23 protein-coding genes are annotated in these 15481 nt (G+C 52.9%); 20 read left to right on the top strand and 3 right to left on the bottom strand.

Going from position 1 to position 15481, the window contains the following annotated elements; genetic code table 11:
* Positions 1–39 precede the first annotated feature (39 nt).
* Positions 40–507 (bottom strand): hypothetical protein, encoded by a 468-nt coding sequence (locus tag LF599_RS07415; protein ID WP_269943065.1) that lies wholly within the window; start codon positions 505–507, stop codon positions 40–42.
* 207 nt (positions 508–714) lie between these two features.
* On the opposite strand from LF599_RS07415, the gene LF599_RS07410 reads away from it, so the two are divergent.
* The 9 genes from LF599_RS07410 to LF599_RS07370 all read left to right on the top strand — a co-directional run bounded on the left by LF599_RS07410 (position 715) and on the right by LF599_RS07370 (position 5100).
* Entirely contained in the window at positions 715–1317 is a 603-nt protein-coding gene (locus tag LF599_RS07410) for a hypothetical protein (RefSeq protein WP_269943064.1), read from the top strand.
* A 422-nt stretch (positions 1318–1739) separates the two neighbouring features.
* The gene (locus tag LF599_RS07405; protein WP_269943062.1) at positions 1740–1952 is read left to right on the top strand and encodes a hypothetical protein; all 213 of its coding nucleotides are present in this window, start codon (positions 1740–1742) and stop codon (positions 1950–1952) included.
* A gap of 2 nt (positions 1953–1954) precedes the next feature.
* The gene (locus tag LF599_RS07400) at positions 1955–2299 is read left to right on the top strand and encodes a hypothetical protein (protein ID WP_279522849.1); all 345 of its coding nucleotides are present in this window, start codon (positions 1955–1957) and stop codon (positions 2297–2299) included.
* Positions 2300–2806: 507 nt separating this feature from the next.
* Positions 2807–2971 (top strand): hypothetical protein, encoded by a 165-nt coding sequence (locus LF599_RS07395; protein WP_269943059.1) that lies wholly within the window; start codon positions 2807–2809, stop codon positions 2969–2971.
* Between the two features lie 53 nt (positions 2972–3024).
* On the top strand, positions 3025–3498 hold the full coding sequence (locus LF599_RS07390; RefSeq protein WP_279522848.1) for a hypothetical protein: 474 nt from the start codon (positions 3025–3027) through the stop codon (positions 3496–3498).
* 220 nt (positions 3499–3718) lie between these two features.
* Positions 3719–4045: a hypothetical protein gene (locus LF599_RS07385; RefSeq protein ID WP_269943057.1), complete on the top strand. Its 327-nt coding sequence runs from the start codon at positions 3719–3721 to the stop codon at positions 4043–4045.
* Positions 4046–4055: 10 nt separating this feature from the next.
* Entirely contained in the window at positions 4056–4349 is a 294-nt protein-coding gene (locus tag LF599_RS07380) for a hypothetical protein (protein WP_269943056.1), read from the top strand.
* Positions 4350–4360: 11 nt separating this feature from the next.
* Positions 4361–4726, top strand: a complete 366-nt coding sequence (locus tag LF599_RS07375) for a hypothetical protein (protein ID WP_279522847.1) — start codon at positions 4361–4363, stop codon at positions 4724–4726.
* On the top strand, positions 4726–5100 hold the full coding sequence (locus LF599_RS07370) for a hypothetical protein (protein ID WP_269943055.1): 375 nt from the start codon (positions 4726–4728) through the stop codon (positions 5098–5100). Before LF599_RS07375 ends, LF599_RS07370 begins: the two co-directional genes overlap by 1 nt.
* On the opposite strand, the gene LF599_RS07365 is transcribed toward LF599_RS07370, so the two are convergent.
* A complete protein-coding gene (locus tag LF599_RS07365) occupies positions 5086–5358 on the bottom strand; it encodes a hypothetical protein (RefSeq protein ID WP_279522846.1) in 273 nt (90 codons plus the stop codon). The genes LF599_RS07370 and LF599_RS07365 overlap by 15 nt on opposite strands.
* A 39-nt stretch (positions 5359–5397) precedes the next feature.
* Here LF599_RS07365 and LF599_RS07360 point away from each other — a divergent pair, with 39 nt between their 5' ends.
* The 10 genes from LF599_RS07360 to LF599_RS07320 all read left to right on the top strand — a co-directional run bounded on the left by LF599_RS07360 (position 5398) and on the right by LF599_RS07320 (position 13325).
* The gene (locus LF599_RS07360) at positions 5398–5967 is read left to right on the top strand and encodes a hypothetical protein (RefSeq protein ID WP_279522845.1); all 570 of its coding nucleotides are present in this window, start codon (positions 5398–5400) and stop codon (positions 5965–5967) included.
* 331 nt (positions 5968–6298) lie between these two features.
* Positions 6299–6766 carry a hypothetical protein gene (locus LF599_RS07355; protein ID WP_269943052.1) on the top strand — a complete coding sequence of 156 codons (468 nt, stop codon included), beginning with the start codon at positions 6299–6301 and terminating at the stop codon, positions 6764–6766.
* A complete protein-coding gene (locus tag LF599_RS07350) occupies positions 6756–7040 on the top strand; it encodes a hypothetical protein (protein WP_279522844.1) in 285 nt (94 codons plus the stop codon). Before LF599_RS07355 ends, LF599_RS07350 begins: the two co-directional genes overlap by 11 nt.
* Before the next feature lie 259 nt (positions 7041–7299).
* Positions 7300–7686: a hypothetical protein gene (locus tag LF599_RS07345; protein ID WP_279522843.1), complete on the top strand. Its 387-nt coding sequence runs from the start codon at positions 7300–7302 to the stop codon at positions 7684–7686.
* Between the two features lie 150 nt (positions 7687–7836).
* Positions 7837–8727, top strand: a complete 891-nt coding sequence (locus LF599_RS07340) for a hypothetical protein (protein WP_269943049.1) — start codon at positions 7837–7839, stop codon at positions 8725–8727.
* Positions 8724–8930 carry a hypothetical protein gene (locus LF599_RS07335; protein WP_269943048.1) on the top strand — a complete coding sequence of 69 codons (207 nt, stop codon included), beginning with the start codon at positions 8724–8726 and terminating at the stop codon, positions 8928–8930. Before LF599_RS07340 ends, LF599_RS07335 begins: the two co-directional genes overlap by 4 nt.
* A gap of 377 nt (positions 8931–9307) precedes the next feature.
* Complete coding sequence (locus LF599_RS18295) at positions 9308–9604, top strand: helix-turn-helix domain-containing protein (protein WP_404823742.1); 297 nt, start codon at positions 9308–9310, stop codon at positions 9602–9604.
* A 46-nt stretch (positions 9605–9650) separates the two neighbouring features.
* A complete protein-coding gene (locus LF599_RS07330; protein WP_279522842.1) occupies positions 9651–10829 on the top strand; it encodes a tyrosine-type recombinase/integrase in 1179 nt (392 codons plus the stop codon).
* A gap of 518 nt (positions 10830–11347) precedes the next feature.
* The gene (locus LF599_RS07325) at positions 11348–12709 is read left to right on the top strand and encodes an AAA family ATPase (protein WP_279522841.1); all 1362 of its coding nucleotides are present in this window, start codon (positions 11348–11350) and stop codon (positions 12707–12709) included.
* Positions 12696–13325 carry an RloB family protein gene (locus LF599_RS07320; protein WP_279522840.1) on the top strand — a complete coding sequence of 210 codons (630 nt, stop codon included), beginning with the start codon at positions 12696–12698 and terminating at the stop codon, positions 13323–13325. The genes LF599_RS07325 and LF599_RS07320 overlap by 14 nt, the downstream gene beginning before the upstream one ends.
* Before the next feature lie 422 nt (positions 13326–13747).
* On the opposite strand, the gene LF599_RS07315 is transcribed toward LF599_RS07320, so the two are convergent.
* On the bottom strand, positions 13748–14209 hold the full coding sequence (locus LF599_RS07315) for a hypothetical protein (RefSeq protein ID WP_269943042.1): 462 nt from the start codon (positions 14207–14209) through the stop codon (positions 13748–13750).
* Between the two features lie 102 nt (positions 14210–14311).
* Here LF599_RS07315 and LF599_RS07310 point away from each other — a divergent pair.
* A protein-coding gene (locus LF599_RS07310; protein WP_404823727.1) for an IS3 family transposase occupies positions 14312–15453 on the top strand; the annotation gives its coding sequence in 2 pieces (ribosomal slippage) (positions 14312–14564 and positions 14564–15453; 1143 coding nt in all).
* Positions 15454–15481: the final 28 nt, after the last annotated feature.

Below are 15481 nucleotides of genomic sequence, written 5' to 3'. Positions count from 1 at the left end.
GCTTCTTCTTTCTTCATTTCCTTCCCTTTTCATCGGCCATCAATCGTCCAACCCGCACCCGATTCCACACCCGCAGCCAAAATCATCATCAAACGACGAACACCCGCACCCACAAATGTCATCATCAATCCCAATAGACGACGTGCCGCAAAAATCATCGTCGATAGAGGAACTCGGCCAGTCGTCGTCGAACGCCGATGACGACGACATAAAATCGTCATCGGACGACAAAAAATCAGACGACGAATCATAGTGGATATTGCAGGGAAGGTGACTGTAGATAGGCGAGTAGTAAATGTCGTCATTGTAGAGCAAATCAGCGTCATCATCATTGAACATATCGTCCGAAGACCTGATCCCGATCCCATCATCGCCGAACATCGACTGCCACCCGTCCCCGTCCCCATCCTCTCCGGCCGACCAACTCGCAGTCCCGCCGTCGCCGCCGTTGCTGACAAGAGCACCGAACAGCACCACCGCACCGACAATCGCAATCACGATTCCCATTTCGTTCCCCTTTTTTCTTTTGCCTCTCCGCCTTCCATATCGCTCGATTCAGCGCAGGAGCCCAGAGATTTCTCCACTTTCTTGTGCTATAACCATTCTTTTTTATTCTTTTTTCATCTTTTAGTTGCGTGGCGGCCGGGACGGTTTTTCCGGGGGTGTGGAGGCGATTTTTGCAAGAGTGGCGGTGGATAAGGCGAATAAGTGGGTATGACACACGATAAGAAATTCCGATCGGCAGAGGATGCGCTGAAATGGCTTATTGCGGCGCGTGACACGGCGGGGACCGTCGGGTCAGTGACTGGGAGATGTGTTGCAGACGGGGAACTCGGGCTTACTCCGGACGGGGACGTGTTCGGGCCGTCGGCGGAAGACCGGATCCACACGCGACGCGACCTGGAGATGATCATGGATGATGGCATGGACCGGATGATGCGCAAGATACTCGACGTGTATCTTGATTGCGAGTGCGTCCGGACATATCCCGAAGACGAGGACGGCGGACGGCGGCCTGGGGCGGTCGATTACGTCGTGTATTGGAGGCGGTGTTCTAGACAATACGCTAACCGGCTGATCACGCAGATGCTCGATACGGTGGAGGACAACCTCTGGCGGTACGATATGCTCCGCGACTGCCCGTATCCTGTCCGCGGCGATATTCGACGGTCGGCTGTTGACGAGGGCGGCGGCGTCAGGGCTGTGCGCCAGGTCGTCACGGAAGAAGATCTCGAGGCGGCAGCCGAATACTACAGCGCAGAGGAGTTGGAGGCGGCGGGGATAGAGATTGTCCGCGGGGAACAGAGTTGTCACTGATCAAGTCGGCCGTGGGTTTATGGTTTATCCGCGGCCGCTTTTTTCGGGGGTTGCGTGAGGGGTTGATGACAACTCTTTAATTTCCTTTATTGGGCCCATATCTGACAAATCTTTTAAAAGATCCTTGGATCCGCATGGAGTGAAAATGGCCGAATTTTGCAAAATTCGACCGTTTTTGCGTTTTTGGATCGTTTCCGCGTTTTGCGATCGAAACGATGATTTCGGTCAATTTTGATTAAATGTGGCTTTGCCGCATTGTTTCCCCCGCCGGTTTCCGCATCAAAAATGAAGGGTGGCGGCCATTTCCTTCCTTTTTTTTCATTTTTTTTGCTGATCCGATGCTCCTTTTTGCAAGAGCGGTGGTCTTCGCGGCGAATAAGTAGGCAAAGGCCGCAGGAAGAAACGCGGCCAAGGAGAATCAAATGGCAAAGATCAAGATCATGAACGGCGGGATGGTTGTTGGCAATGATGGGGAAAAGCTGACCAGGTGTTACGTTTGCGGACAGCCGTATGTCAGGCTGAACCAGCTCGACACGAAAAAGAACGGCAAGGTCGGTGCCGAGATCGTCGAGGTGTGCGACAAGTGCGCGGTCCAGCTCAAGCGCAATGCGAAGCGCAACCGGGGTGGGAAGTAGGCATGGCCATGCTTCCGCCGGAGCGGCGCTGGAAGTGGCCATACGCAATGGCCGACGAGATGATGGCAAGGGGCCGAGTGGAAAGCGGAAAGACATACCGTGTCATTGTCCGTGATCTCGCATGGCTCCGTGAAAGCGGTGTCCTGGACAAGCTTTTCGTTGCCCTTGCCCTACGGGAAGTCCCGCATTCCTTTGACGGCGACCGCCGCATCGAGGCAGCCGGAAACGTCTATGTCATTGGCGAACGGGTTAAGCAGAAGCCGGAGGCCGACAACAAGCCGCTCGGCTATGTAGTCGACGAGAAGGTGGACATGGCTGCCGTCAGGAGATTTCATGCGGATCATTGACCGCATCATCACCCTTCTCCGGCCATCCACAGCACAACCAAGACCACAACACGCCGCAATGCCGCCAAGACGCGATGACCGGATGCTCCTCCGCGCCTTGGCGGCGTTCGCCAGTCGCCGCAATCAAGATCCTCCGATGTTCGACGGTCACGCCGAACACCGGGGCGGACGGCGGTGACGCGACGCAATATCCAGGCTGTTTCCCCCACGCGCCCCGTGGACATGGGAATACGATCACAGGTGAAGGTGGCAGAGATCCTTGGCCCACCGCAGGTGATCCTTTGTTTCCCCCCACGCCCTCGAGGCAGGGTGGATACGACCACATGTGAAGGGGGGCAAAATTTCATTCACAGTTCCTTTCCCGATCCTTTTTCTTCTGCCTTCGGCCATTTTTTTCTCCTTTTCCGTCATTTTTTGGCCCGATTTTGCAAGAGTTGCGGTCATTGCGGCGAATAAGGTTTTAGGGGCCGCACGATGCGGCCGCTGGAAACGTTCCCGGGAGGGAAGATGAACAGATATCTCAAGTTCTCATTCATGTCCGCCGCATTCGGCTCGGCGGTCGTCGCCGGCATCAACGCAGTCACCGGCAACCTCGTCATCGCCATGGCCGCCCTGGCCGTGTCCATGTTTTGCGCCGGCTACCCGGTCGTCAAGACCAAGGGTTGGAAGTAGAACCGCAACCGCCCCGCTTCGGCGGGGCAACTTTTCGATAAGGAGAACAGATCATGGGGAAGGAAAGCTGGTTTTTCAGAATTGCTTTTTCGGCAAAGCGGCTCGTCGCCAGGGCCATTGACTCGGCGACTGACGCTTTTTGTGACTGGGCCGACAAAAAAACGGAGACGCTGAGCAGGTGGGACGACCGCATAAACCTTGAAAAGGCCCGTGTTGCGGCTATCAGGGAGCTGGTGGAGACCGAGAACGGCCGCCAGTGTTTCGACTTGTGCGCCCCGGCAATGTACCACCTCGAATACGTGACCGAGGACGTACTTGAATTCATATCGTACGCATTCGCATTCGGCGGTGTTTCGCAAGCAACGACGATGAACGTCAGGCACCTCTTACAGGTTGCTCACAAGCACGGCGAGAACGTCCAGGACTTCATATTGTCTGCAAAGACCGTCAACGACCTCGACGAAGACATGCCGCTCGGTGCGCTCCTGATCGCATCTCAAATCCGCAAGGCATTCGGAGTCGACTAGCCACCATGCCCCGCTTCGGCGGGGCTTCTTTTTTCTTTTCATTCCCCTTTCAAGCCCCACAAGTCGCTAAAAACTCCTGGCGCTCACCGGTTTTCGCAACCTGTTATGATATCTCCGGAAGGCAACTTTTTTTGCCCAAAAACTTGACTTCAGGCCTTGAAGTGTGAAATATTCACACTAACGGCGCAGAGGAACGCCGACAAAAACAAGGAGATCGAAAATGGCACATATCGGATCACTCGACAAGAGCTTCAACAGCGGATTTATGGTATTTGACTGGGAACGCGCGGCGAAGTTGATGAAGGCGCACGATAGCGAAAATGTCCGCGCTGGCATGAAGAACGCCTGGACAGATTTCGACGACAACGCCGGATTCATCCTGAAGAACGGCGAGGCTGTAAACGAAGCCGGGATCGTCGCATCATACAACGCTACACCGACGATCGAAATCGACGGACGCTTGTTCCCCTGCTTCCGCTGGGCTGACGAATCTGACCACAGCGCATCCTGGACCGACGCGGCTGTCGAAATAATGTTGGAAGCATAAGGAGGACGACATGAATAGAATGCTGATCACAAACCCTTGGGCGGTGAGATACCTTGGCCGTTACAACGTATATGAGATCTGTGAGTCCTGCTTCACGACGCGGTTCATCGTCGATCTCAATCGCAACGGTGGTCGGCCGGTCAAGATGACTGCAGGTGACGACTTCTGGACCGTGGAGGATATGGACGGCAACAAGTTGCTGGGCATCCCCGGCAACATTGGGTTCGAAGATGCGCTCCTCATCGCTTCTGATGCCAGTTGTTTGCAACCAATCCACGTCGACGAGTCCGACAACAACATGTAAAGGAGAAGAACATGTCTAAAGTATCGCTTGAAAAAAACTGGACACGCGTAAACCTTACGCTCTGCGCCGAGACCAGGGACCGGCTGGAGAGCTGGAAGCAAAATGGGATATCACTCCCGGCGGCATTGGCGACATGCGCAAGGCTCGTCTACGCCGACGGAATGTCGCCGCTCCACACGCCCCGTGGCGACATCGAGCGGGTCACGTTCCAACTTCCGACGCATGTCCTGGCTATCATCGACCTCCTGGCAGAGAGATGGAAGATCAGCCGCTCGGAGGCCGCAGATCGCATCATACAGATCGGAGCCGAAGCGGTCGAAACATGCGCGAACACGCAGATGTCGGTCGTAATGCCGCTTAAAAAGGAGGAGATATAATGGGGATAGCTCGCATAAACCTCGCCGCCTGGGCGGCCCTGGCCATCGGCCTCGTGTCCGTGTTCACGATAAGATTCGCCGCTCCGGCAGACGCATCGATATGGTATGCCATGACCCCGACCATGCTTACCCTGCCGGCGTACATATGGGCCGTCCTCGGCCACTGGGACTGTCCCAGGAACACGCCCATGACCCTCGCCGGGATAGGCATCTCCGGCACGGCCATGGCCGCATTCACAGCCCTGTCTGCCGCCGCTTCTGGTGATGCCATACCTGTCTTGCTCGGCACGTGCATGTGCATCTCCTCCAGGATCTTGACCTCGTTCATGATCAAGTCCCCAATGCTGATGAGCGACATTTCACGCCTCAAGTAGCCCGTTCAACACAACCTTCTTCAACCACCACACCATCAACCCCCAAGGCCCCTTCCAGGGGCTTTGCTCCTCGCTCTGCCAATCGCTCCAACGCCACATTTCCCCCACCTTCAAGGCCCATCTTTTTCCAACTTTTCCATCTTTTTTTGGCCGCCCATAAAAACCCGTGAGCGCCAGTTGTTTTCGGCGGCGCACATTTGCCGCAATGCGGCGTGAAAACTTGCTTTCCTTGGACCGTGACGAATATAACTTGATCATACAGAGACAGTTTTCCAGTAACAGAAAAGCGAGGTGGAAATGAGTTTGGAGAAGTTGACCGCATGGCTGTGCGGTGTCGTTGGAAACCCCGAATATGTCAAGGTCGCCCCCGAGGCGGTGCTGGCGAATCGGGTAACGTATCAAAACTGGAACATGGCCTTGGTCATGAGCTACGTCATCAAGGCCATGTGCGTCGCGATCGCGGCGTACATCGAACCGGAGACGACGAAAAATGGCTGGTGGATCCTCGGGTTCGCCCTGGTAGGGATGGTCTGCTGCGGCAAACTGTCGCTCGAGATCCTGGCCGCGCAAAGAAACGTGGACAAGCTGATCTTCGAGCGGATGCCGAATGCGACCAGGCCGTGGGGGGCATACCGCAAGATGGCTCTTGATAGGGTCATCGCGGCGACGGTGTTGGATGTCGTTGTCTGTGGGACACTGTTCATCTCGATCTTGTTGGCCGACCGGCTGACAGGGGCCGGGAACGGGCAGGAGATCGCACTTGCGGCGGCGGCTTGTATCGTGCTGCCGATGGCGATTGCGGTCGGGCATTTCGCGCGACGGCCGATGGAACGTCGGGTCCTGCTCGGGAGCAGGGCGAGATCATAGAACTACCTGGGAGCGGCGGAACACCACCCCGCCTCATGGCCACAAGACCCCCTCGGGGGTCTTTCATTTTGTCTGCAAAATGTCATAACGAACGTAAATGATTATCACTATTATTAAAAGAAAGTGTAAGGAGGCCCACTTTAACCGGTTGGCTTTTATCATGCCTTTTTATATTGACATGCACCAGAGAGTGAGCGATTGTGAAAGACTCCGGCAAATATTTTTCTTGACAATAAAGAGGTTGTCCGCTATATGTTTCGAAAATCCCGGATCGAGAATCTGTCGAGAAGGCTGCACCTAATACAGGGTGTCTGTACGTCAAGGAGCGAGTGTGGGAAAGGACCGCACCACCAAGAACGGCAATGGCGAAATAGCTAAAAACATCAACTACTTCGAACGACTTCACCCACTCTTCAAATCCTGGGTCGTGAAGCGCATCGAATACACCAAGGACAAGATCTTCGTCGAGCAGCTTGGCGGAAATCTCCTTGCTGGTGCTGAAGTTGTCTTCGGTGCCGAAAACGTGATCTTGGCAGGTTGCGTCGATATCAACAGCGGCATCATCGACGTCGAAATGGACATTACGCCAGAAATGTTCGTCGACCTGCTGCCTGCGTTCGACGAGTTCGCTCCTTGCGACTCCAAAAAGTCCCGCCGTGCTCCCGTCATCTATAAAAACGGAAAACTCGGCCACGACGATGGCTCCTGCGGCTGCGTCATCTCCAAACACCGCCGGCATAACGCCCCGCGCATCCGTCAGCATAGCCGCTGCGGAAAGGTGGTGAGCCATGGCCGGTAGCCGCCTTATGACCAGGTTCTTGGTCGGGTTCGACCTCATCGATCTCCGCTATGGCCCGCACCCCTTGCACCAAGCCAGCGATTTCCCGTATTACGAGGCGTTCCTCCGCGATCACGACTGCCATGAGGATGTCATCTACGAATCTTCGTATGACGATCCGACACGTCTCGGTAGCTGTCGCCGCCCCCTTGAGCGCTGCGATCTGACTTGCCCAGAGCCCGAGCTGATCGGCCCATTGCCGTACTGGGATCCCCTCGACGATCCGCCCTTCTAAGCCCAAAAATCCGCTCAAAACCGCCGGTGGCACGTCTTTTTTTGGCGTGTCACCGGAGAAAAACACCTGGCGCTCACCGGTTTTTCCGTGCGCCATGTTGACGACCACTTGAAACAGCGCTTTATCAAGCGATTTCTTGGCGTTGCGCCATTGACTTTTGGGATTTCGAGGGTGTCCAATCTGCTCATGACGGCGACAGCGCCTGGGCCAAGGGGTTGGCCGATGCGATAAAAAAGCCGCAACGAGGAAGGAGAAAAAAATGGGGTCAAAAAGAAGAATTATCAGGACAGAAGATGGCCTGTCGCTCGACGCTACGGGCTACGCCGGACGGTACCTGCTCGTCGATCAGATGGGCGCGGTCCAGGCCGCAACGGACACGAGAGACGCGATCTGCGCGTTCGCGGCTGTGCTGGCGCACATCGATAGCCAGATCGTCGCGCTGTCTGCGTACGATGGCTCGACCGGGGAACGGTGTAACGACGAGATCAGCGCACTGGTCACGGCGTATCTGCCGTACGTGATTGACGCATTGATCCCATACGCCGACGACGACGTGAAACGGGCCATCTACAAACACACGAGAGAGCTTCTCGTGGCCACTGGCGCGGCAATCGGAATTGAGTTGATCGACGAACTGATTCAGTAACGACACGCGGCGGTTGGGGGCGACTGCGGAAACAGTGCCGCAGCGCCCCCAGGGCGGAGCCGTGGAGGCCCGTGTGCAAACGCTCTGGGAGGAGCGATGCACACAAGAACGGAAGAAGGAAGATCGGCAGGGGAAGGACGTGAAGTCCACGTGGTCCTGACTACAAACGGCGGCACCATCGACGGCTGCGCCGGCATCTACGAAGACAAGGGTGAGGCCGACGGGATCGCCAAGGAGCTGATGCGGCTCGGACACGACTGTCTTGTCGAGACACGGGCGCTGAACACGGTCCTGGTCAGGGTCAGCGGCGACAACATAGCCCCTGTCCGGACGGTCTCCGAAAGCGACGTGATCGACGCTTTCAACGGCCAGGCCATCAGGCCAGGCAGGACGGTAGCGGAGGCCGTAGGAGCAGCCGAGAAGGCCCTGCAAGGCCAATCGGAAGCAGGAACAACCGAGATCAACGTCAGTGTTGACGATTGCGGCCGCCCGATTATCGAAACAACTGGCAGCGTCGCCGAGCTGACGGCCGAGTTCGCACGGGGAGCGACCCTTGACACTCCGTCCAAGATCAAGGACGGGAACGGCCGCAAGAAGAGCAAGTTCGAAGCCAACCTCACCGGCCAAATCGGCGAACTCGCCGGGCAGATATTTCTCCATGGCCCAGTTGAAGGGCTCTCCAGATACATAAACGAGCGCACAGTCCGCAACGCCGACAAATACCGTGGCGACGGTGGAGTTGACGCAATGATCGGGTCCTCCCGCATCGATTTCAAAACCACCCTTCGCAGGTCGCGGAAGGCTGCCCCTGAACGCTTCAACCTGGTCGTCAGGCCGCACGAGCGAAACGGTGACACCAACTACGTCCTGATCCTAGCCGACAAAATAGGCTACGACCATTTCGTCGCAACAATCGTCGGCGTCTGCCACGAATCCGACCTCCCCGACACAACTGAGTCAGCCGGCACGTTCCGCGGAGCATACACCGTCCCAGTCCCCCGCCTGTCAGCCCCGTCAAATCTCCTGGAGGCAACGGCATGATCGACTTCAACTACGACACCACCACCGAATACGACGACGCCGAAACCGCCGCCCTGCTCTACGAGATCGACGTGTCCGTGTCAGCCCGTCTCTTAGAGGACCGAGGCTCAGGAGGCCCACTGAACAGGGAAATCCACTATTCCAGGTTCGACCTGGCCGAGGCCGAGGCCGACGAGATGGCCAGGGCCAGGGGCGAGATCTGATCGCCATTCACCGGCAACATGAGGCCCCTTTCGGGGCCTTCCTCTTTTTAAATCTTTTTTCCCGCCAAAACTTGACTCTTGAGATTGCGCCGAGCGATGATTGGATTCCTCGGGGCCATGCCCCAACCCATTCTCATCTCACTTCCTCCTGGAAGCCGCGGGAACCTCCCTGGAAACAGGCCGCCGGCTTCCACCTTTTTTTGCGCCATGCGGTGCAAATGTTGCACTTTGCGAAACTTTTTTTGATGCAGTATTTTGCACAATCTGAAAATATACAGTTATTTCAACATGTTTATGCGTAATGCAAAAACAAGGAATCGTCAACTTGTTGAAATAGTTGTTGATTTGCATTTGCGGCGTGGTACGATTCCGTCGATATGGAGATGATGCAAATGTTTTTGACGACGGCGGAGGTGGCCGAGATCCTCAGGATCTCGGACAGGGCTGTGCGCAAGTTGCTCCAGGCATGGGGGGTCAAGCCGTGCGCCGACCTGGGGTCTGGTCGCGGCATGGGTCTCCGGTGGCGGCTGTCAGAAATCGTTGAAGCCGGGGAAAAGACCGTACCGCACCGGGAGACACCGCCGCCGAGGCCTGACCCACGGCTGAAAAAACGCCGGTCACACGCACTTGATCAGCCGATCAGCAAGCTTGTCGACGAGTTAGCAGGTAGTTGACGCCTCCGAGCGCAGAGAGCTACCTTGCCGCGACAAGGAGGGAGTCGTGGCAATACAACACCGAAAAAATCGGCCGCAAAAACCGTGGCTGGTATATTGGCGCAACCCAATAACTGGTGGACGGGAGTCGAAGTCGTTCGCAACCAAAGAGGAGGCCGACCTTAAGGAAGCCGAGGTCAAGTTGCGCAAAAAGAACGACAGGGCATCGTTCGCACCGACCGAACACGCAGAGGAAAGCGACGGGGCGCTGACCTTCGACGACATTTTTCTCCTCTACCTGAAAGCCAAGCGGTTCTCCAAGAAGAACCTTCGCGACACCCTTCTCCACCTCAAATACGTAAGGCCGATGATCGGCCACATCCCGGCAACTGAGCTGACCAAGGCCGACATGCGGGCAGTGGTCCGTTTTCTTCGTGAACCAAGGTTCATCCTGCGTGACTACAAGGATAAAAAGGGGATCAGGATTGATTACCCCGGTTGCAAGCAGAACACGATCAACCGCAAGATCTCGATTGTCAAAGCCGCCTTGAACTGGGCGGAAGACGAAGAACTGATTCACGAAAACCCTATCATACGCTTTTCGGCACCCCGTGGAGCAGACCTCATCATCCCGCCCCCTTCTATCGAGGAGGCAAACAGGATCATGGCCGTGGCGAGTGAACATGTCAGGCGTGTTGTCGTACTCGGCATGGGGACAGGAGCCAGGGTTGGACCGAGCGAGTTGTTCAAGATGAAGTGGGAAGACGTGTCTATCGACGGCGACAACGACGTGCTCCGAATATGGTCGGCCAACAAGAACCTGGAAATCCAATACCGGGACTTGGCGATCAAGCCGATCGTCTCCGACGTGATGCAGATCTGGCGGAAGCAGGACGAAGAGAACGGGATCAAGCACATCGTCCACTGGAAAGGTGAGCCGATCAACACGATCAAGACGGCTTGGTCAGCTACCCTGGAACGTGCCGGCATCACCCGCCGCATCCGCCCGTACGACCTCCGTCACTCGTTCGCTACCGAGGCCCTTGAAAACGGAAACGACGGCTACGGAGGCGACCCGAAGACGATCGCAACGCTTATGGGCCATGCAGACCAGACGATGATCATGCGCCGTTACAAACACGTCGTCCCGAAGCGGATGCGTGACACGGTTCTCGAAATCCCCGACCTCGAGATCCCGGATCTGGCAGACAAAAACGGCGTGGACACTACGGAGCCAACGGAATGATGCCGGTTACATCCGGTTACACATCCGGTTACATTTCAGGCATATTTTAGACTGTTTTTTGTGTAACCGTGATAAAAAAAGTCCTGTAATAACAATGGTTACAGTGATGATCGCCGCCTTCGGGACGCAGAGATCGGAGGTTCAAATCCTCTCATCCCGACCATAAAAATTAAGGGTTTACGGAGATATTCCGTAAACCCTTTATCTTTATGCTACCCTATTGCTACCCATACAGTGAGACATCGGCGGCTCCGACAATGAGCATTCGACAGCGTATCTGATCCGTAATCAATACGGCCGCCCGACCAATCTATAGTACATACGAAATCAATCACTTACGAAAACTCGTATGCTTTCATGTACCTTGGCATCCGCCCAATAACATACGATAGCCGACAAGCACCACTTGACGGCTAGGCATGGCATGAGTAATGCAACCGCAAAACAAGACAAAACTATTGTCAAAAAGTCATTTTCGTGCTCTTTTTTCAAAATAGCGAATTTAACCGGAGAAAACCATGATCATAGAATTCGTAGTCGACAACTTCAGATCGATTAAAAACGAACAGGTTTTAAGCCTTATTGCCGAAGGCGAAAAAGATAATCATCCCGAAAACTATCTCACGACAGATCAGCCCAGCGATATTGCTATTCTTAAAACTGCGGCAATATACGGGGCCAATGCGTCGGGTAAAACGACACTTCTGGAAGCACTTTTGTTGTTCAGAGAACTCGTATTGTCATCAATGGAATATAAAATTGATGAAATAATCAGTTATTACGAACCGCATCGTCTTGACGAGCAATACGAAAATAAACCAACAAAATTCGAAATAGAATTTCTTGCTCCTGATTTATATGAAAAAGAAACTAATCAGCGGTACAACTATAGCATCTCATACAATAAAAAATTTATTTTGTCTGAAGAATTACTGATTTTTAAAAGCACAAAACCAAGCACCCTTTTCAAGAGAGAAAGTGATTCGCCCGTAAAATGGGGGGAATACCTCAAAGGAAAGAAGCAGACGATTGAAAGTATACTTCTTGACAATCAGCTTTTCTTATCGGTTGCAGGAAATACTAAAGACCATCCTCTAAACGTAATATATCGCTTTTTTAGAGACTGCATAAGCAGCTTCCGATCGGTTGGAATAATTGGTGGTATGGAACTGGACTCTTACACGAGAAGACAACTTACAGGCGAACACTCTGATACCTTTGCCCAAAAACTAACTCAGCTTTTGAAGGCCGCAGATACAGGGATTCAGGGTATCCGAGTGAAAGAAGTTAAAATGGACAGTGTAGAGGGTCTCAAAATCGAAGGAGCCCCTGCAATACCCGATGAATTCCTTGAATTGATTAAAAAAGATTTAGCCAGTAGACCTTTTGCCGTTCATGACAAATACAATGGAGAAGAACTTATTGGGGTTCAAGAATTTGACATCATGAAGGAGTCACAAGGAACAATACAATTATTCGACTTAGCTGGACCGGTTATTGAAACATTACAAGCTGGCTCCACCTTAATCATTGATGAGATCAGCACCAGCCTACACCCAGATATTACAAAGTTCATAATCAGTCTTTTCCACAGTAAAAAAACAAATCCCTTTAACGCCCAGTTAATATTTTCGACACACGATATTATTACTCTTACATCTGATATTTTTAGACGAGATCAAATATGGTTTACGCAAAAGGACAACTACGGGGCGACATCCCTTTTTAGTCTCCTTGAATTTGGAAAAAATATCGTAAGAAAGGGCACCAATTTTGGCAGTTGGTATCTTAAAGGCAAATTTGGAGCATTACCGTTTATAAACCGGAACCTGTTCATTCCCTTTGAGGACGAAGAAGAGGTTTCAAATGGCGAGGCCTAGAAAAAAAGCGACACGCCCGATTTTCCCTAGCATCTTCATTTTTTGTGAAGGGAAAAAAACTGAGCCAAACTACTTTAGAGCATTAATCAACTCTTTAAATTTTCCAGGTGAACTGGCAAAAGTCAAAGTGATAGACAGCGACAAGACAAATCTTGTTGGTTTGGTGAATGAGGCGAAGGAATTAAAAAAGAACAACAGATACGGTATAGTCGATGACGAATATTGGATTGTTGTTGATAAAGACGGCTATACTATGCATGCACAAGGGTTTGACCAAGCGCTAGCAAATTCTTTTAATATAGCTTTTTCAAGCGTTTGTTTCGAATTTTGGATTTTATGCCACTTCACCTACACTACGGCACAAAAAGCCAAGTGCGAGAAATTAATCAAAGAACAGCTTGAAGCCAACATTCCAAATTATGAGAAGAACCAAATAGACATATATGACATCATCAAGATGAAACAAAACAACGCATGCGCAGCAGCTAAGCGCATAAGAAAGCACTGGGAAGCCGTCGGCGAGGGCAAGCCAATATACGAACTCAATCCCTACACTGATGTTGACCGATTAGTCGAAAAACTCGTCGATTATAGCAACGAACTAAAAAACAAATAACCAACAATCAACCTACTCAACTTTTGAAAACCCGCATGTTCTCACTCCACGTTCTCGACACCCTGCAATGCCTAACAACATTGGAGGGTTATTATGGTTTACCGTCGAGATCCCGTCCCTCGGACCGGAGGCCTTTATTGGCGCTGGCCTCAAATCGTCAAATATCCCAAGACAACTCAGGAGCGGCGGGAAGCTGCTGCCTATCCTGAATTCGTTCGTCCAAGCCGAAGGGGAAACAATCTCCCCAATAGTTGGGATGACGTTCCCCGAGCTGATTTGGGAGACCGCTGCTGGAAGCGCAACAAGAAACGATTGAAGCAGTGGATGAAATAGATTGTTGGGAGCTTGACCGACGCCTTTCAGGCTGCCGGTCAAGCTCCCTTTCAGGTGCGGTGGGATACAGGATTTACCCAATCAGGCGGCTAGGTCTCATTAGAATATATCACTTGTCCTAAAGTTAGCTCTTCTTCAGATCGCGTTAACAATGAATCGACAAACCGCATGCCATTCTTGCACACGTAGAGATAGGCGGGCTGCCCGGCTTTGTCGGTGGCCGAGATAACTTCCTGAAGGCCGGAAATGCCTTCATTCCCATCCGGGCTTACCCATTCAAAGTACTGAAGCAAGATAGAAGCTTCAGTTATGCAGCCGCTTTTTATGCTCGCGATGATGGCCCCTATGTCGCCCACGATCATACGTATTCTCCTGGTGGCACCAGGTTCGATTTCATCCTGTACTGGAAAGTAGAAATATACGTGAAAAAGGAACGATTGTTCGAAAACCTCCACGGCCCAGTAGTGGGTTTCGCCCATATCTCCGCCAAGCTCTTCAGGCATGTGGAGTTCAAATTTCCAATCATCACGCACGATAAACATATTATCCATAATTGGCTCCTTTTTCCCTATCGTGCTGGTTGTAAAGTCCCCGTATAGTAGGTCCATTGCAAAGTAGAGACTTCTGGCCCAAACTGCGCCCAGGAGTTTCACATGCGCAAATCAAGATTCACTGAGCACCAGATCGTGCGGATTTTGAAATCCGTGGAAAGTGGACGGACGGTCAAGGACGTCAGCCGAGAGCACGGCGTGAGCAACGCTACGTACTACAAATGGAAGTCCAAGTACGGCGGCATGGAGGCGTCCGACATAGAGCGGATGAAAGACCTTGAGGCAGAAAACCGTAAGCTCAAGCAGATGTTTGCGGATCTGAGCCTGGAAAACATGGCTCTCAAGGATGTCATCGAAAAAAAACTCTGAGGCCGGTTCAGCGAAAACAGCTCGTCACGCACATGATCTGTGAGTTCGAGATGAGTGTCCGCAAGGCTTGTACAGCTCTTGGCGTCAGCCGGAGCTACTACGCGTACAAGCCTCATCCGCGCGACGATAGTACCGTCATCGCCGCTTTGACTGAACTGGCCGAGAAAAAGCCCACATGGGGCTTCAGTAAGCTTTTTGCTGTGCTTCGCAAGCAGGGGACCCCTTGGAATCACAAACGCGTCTGGCGGGTTTATTGCTTGTTGAAAATGAATTTGAAACGCAAGGCAAAGAAACGTCGCCCCCAAAGGACAAGGAAAGCCGTGGCCCAGCCGCTGCTGGCGAACCATTGTTGGTCGATTGATTTCATGCGTGACACTCTCTACAGCGGGCGGGCTTTCAGAACATTTAATGCTGTTGACGATTTCAATCGAGAGGTGCTTGCCGTGGAAGTAGACACCAACCTGCCAGCCGGAAGAGTGCTCAGGGTACTTGACCGGGTAGCCGAAGAAAGAGGTCGTTACCCGGAAAAGCTGAGGATGGACAACGGACCTGAATTTGCCAGTTCGGCCATGGCAGCCTGGGCTGATCAGCACGGTGTTGGGCTGGAGTTCATACAGCCAGGCAAGCCGACGCAAAACTCATATATTGAGCGTTTCAACCGGACCTATCGGGAAGAGGTCTTGGACTTGTATATCTTCGATAGCTTGAGCGAAGTGCGTGAATGCACGGAGAGATTTATCAGGGAGTACAACGAAGATCGGCCTCATGAATCGCTAGGCGACATGACGCCAGTGGAATTTGCAGCCCAGAGGGCAGGGGGTACCCCCTGCCCTCTGGGCTCTCACCAAAAAACGGCGGGAAGCCTCTACTACTAGCTGGCCCTAAGATGGGGGACTTTACACC

The organism is Pseudodesulfovibrio thermohalotolerans (assembly GCF_021353295.2).
GTDB lineage: Bacteria > Desulfobacterota > Desulfovibrionia > Desulfovibrionales > Desulfovibrionaceae > Pseudodesulfovibrio > Pseudodesulfovibrio thermohalotolerans.
This window is presented reverse-complemented; position numbering and strand designations above follow the sequence as displayed.

Excerpts from the sequence above, each read along its gene's own strand:
- LF599_RS07370 (WP_269943055.1), top strand. The coding sequence starts at position 4,726 with ATGGGGATAGCTCGCATAAACCTCGCCGCCTGGGCGGCCCTGGCCATC.
- LF599_RS07400 (WP_279522849.1), top strand. The coding sequence starts at position 1,955 with ATGGCCATGCTTCCGCCGGAGCGGCGCTGGAAGTGGCCATACGCAATG.
- LF599_RS18295 (WP_404823742.1), top strand. The coding sequence starts at position 9,308 with ATGGAGATGATGCAAATGTTTTTGACGACGGCGGAGGTGGCCGAGATC.
- LF599_RS07385 (WP_269943057.1), top strand. The coding sequence starts at position 3,719 with ATGGCACATATCGGATCACTCGACAAGAGCTTCAACAGCGGATTTATG.
- LF599_RS07335 (WP_269943048.1), top strand. The coding sequence starts at position 8,724 with ATGATCGACTTCAACTACGACACCACCACCGAATACGACGACGCCGAA.
- LF599_RS07405 (WP_269943062.1), top strand. The coding sequence starts at position 1,740 with ATGGCAAAGATCAAGATCATGAACGGCGGGATGGTTGTTGGCAATGAT.
- LF599_RS07365 (WP_279522846.1), bottom strand. The coding sequence starts at position 5,358 with ATGATCAAGTTATATTCGTCACGGTCCAAGGAAAGCAAGTTTTCACGC.
- LF599_RS07390 (WP_279522848.1), top strand. The coding sequence starts at position 3,025 with ATGGGGAAGGAAAGCTGGTTTTTCAGAATTGCTTTTTCGGCAAAGCGG.
- LF599_RS07410 (WP_269943064.1), top strand. The coding sequence starts at position 715 with ATGACACACGATAAGAAATTCCGATCGGCAGAGGATGCGCTGAAATGG.
- LF599_RS07360 (WP_279522845.1), top strand. The coding sequence starts at position 5,398 with ATGAGTTTGGAGAAGTTGACCGCATGGCTGTGCGGTGTCGTTGGAAAC.
- LF599_RS07345 (WP_279522843.1), top strand. The coding sequence starts at position 7,300 with ATGGGGTCAAAAAGAAGAATTATCAGGACAGAAGATGGCCTGTCGCTC.
- LF599_RS07320 (WP_279522840.1), top strand. The coding sequence starts at position 12,696 with ATGGCGAGGCCTAGAAAAAAAGCGACACGCCCGATTTTCCCTAGCATC.
- LF599_RS07375 (WP_279522847.1), top strand. The coding sequence starts at position 4,361 with ATGTCTAAAGTATCGCTTGAAAAAAACTGGACACGCGTAAACCTTACG.
- LF599_RS07415 (WP_269943065.1), bottom strand. The coding sequence starts at position 507 with ATGGGAATCGTGATTGCGATTGTCGGTGCGGTGGTGCTGTTCGGTGCT.
- LF599_RS07395 (WP_269943059.1), top strand. The coding sequence starts at position 2,807 with ATGAACAGATATCTCAAGTTCTCATTCATGTCCGCCGCATTCGGCTCG.
- LF599_RS07350 (WP_279522844.1), top strand. The coding sequence starts at position 6,756 with ATGGCCGGTAGCCGCCTTATGACCAGGTTCTTGGTCGGGTTCGACCTC.
- LF599_RS07325 (WP_279522841.1), top strand. The coding sequence starts at position 11,348 with ATGATCATAGAATTCGTAGTCGACAACTTCAGATCGATTAAAAACGAA.
- LF599_RS07315 (WP_269943042.1), bottom strand. The coding sequence starts at position 14,209 with ATGGATAATATGTTTATCGTGCGTGATGATTGGAAATTTGAACTCCAC.
- LF599_RS07380 (WP_269943056.1), top strand. The coding sequence starts at position 4,056 with ATGAATAGAATGCTGATCACAAACCCTTGGGCGGTGAGATACCTTGGC.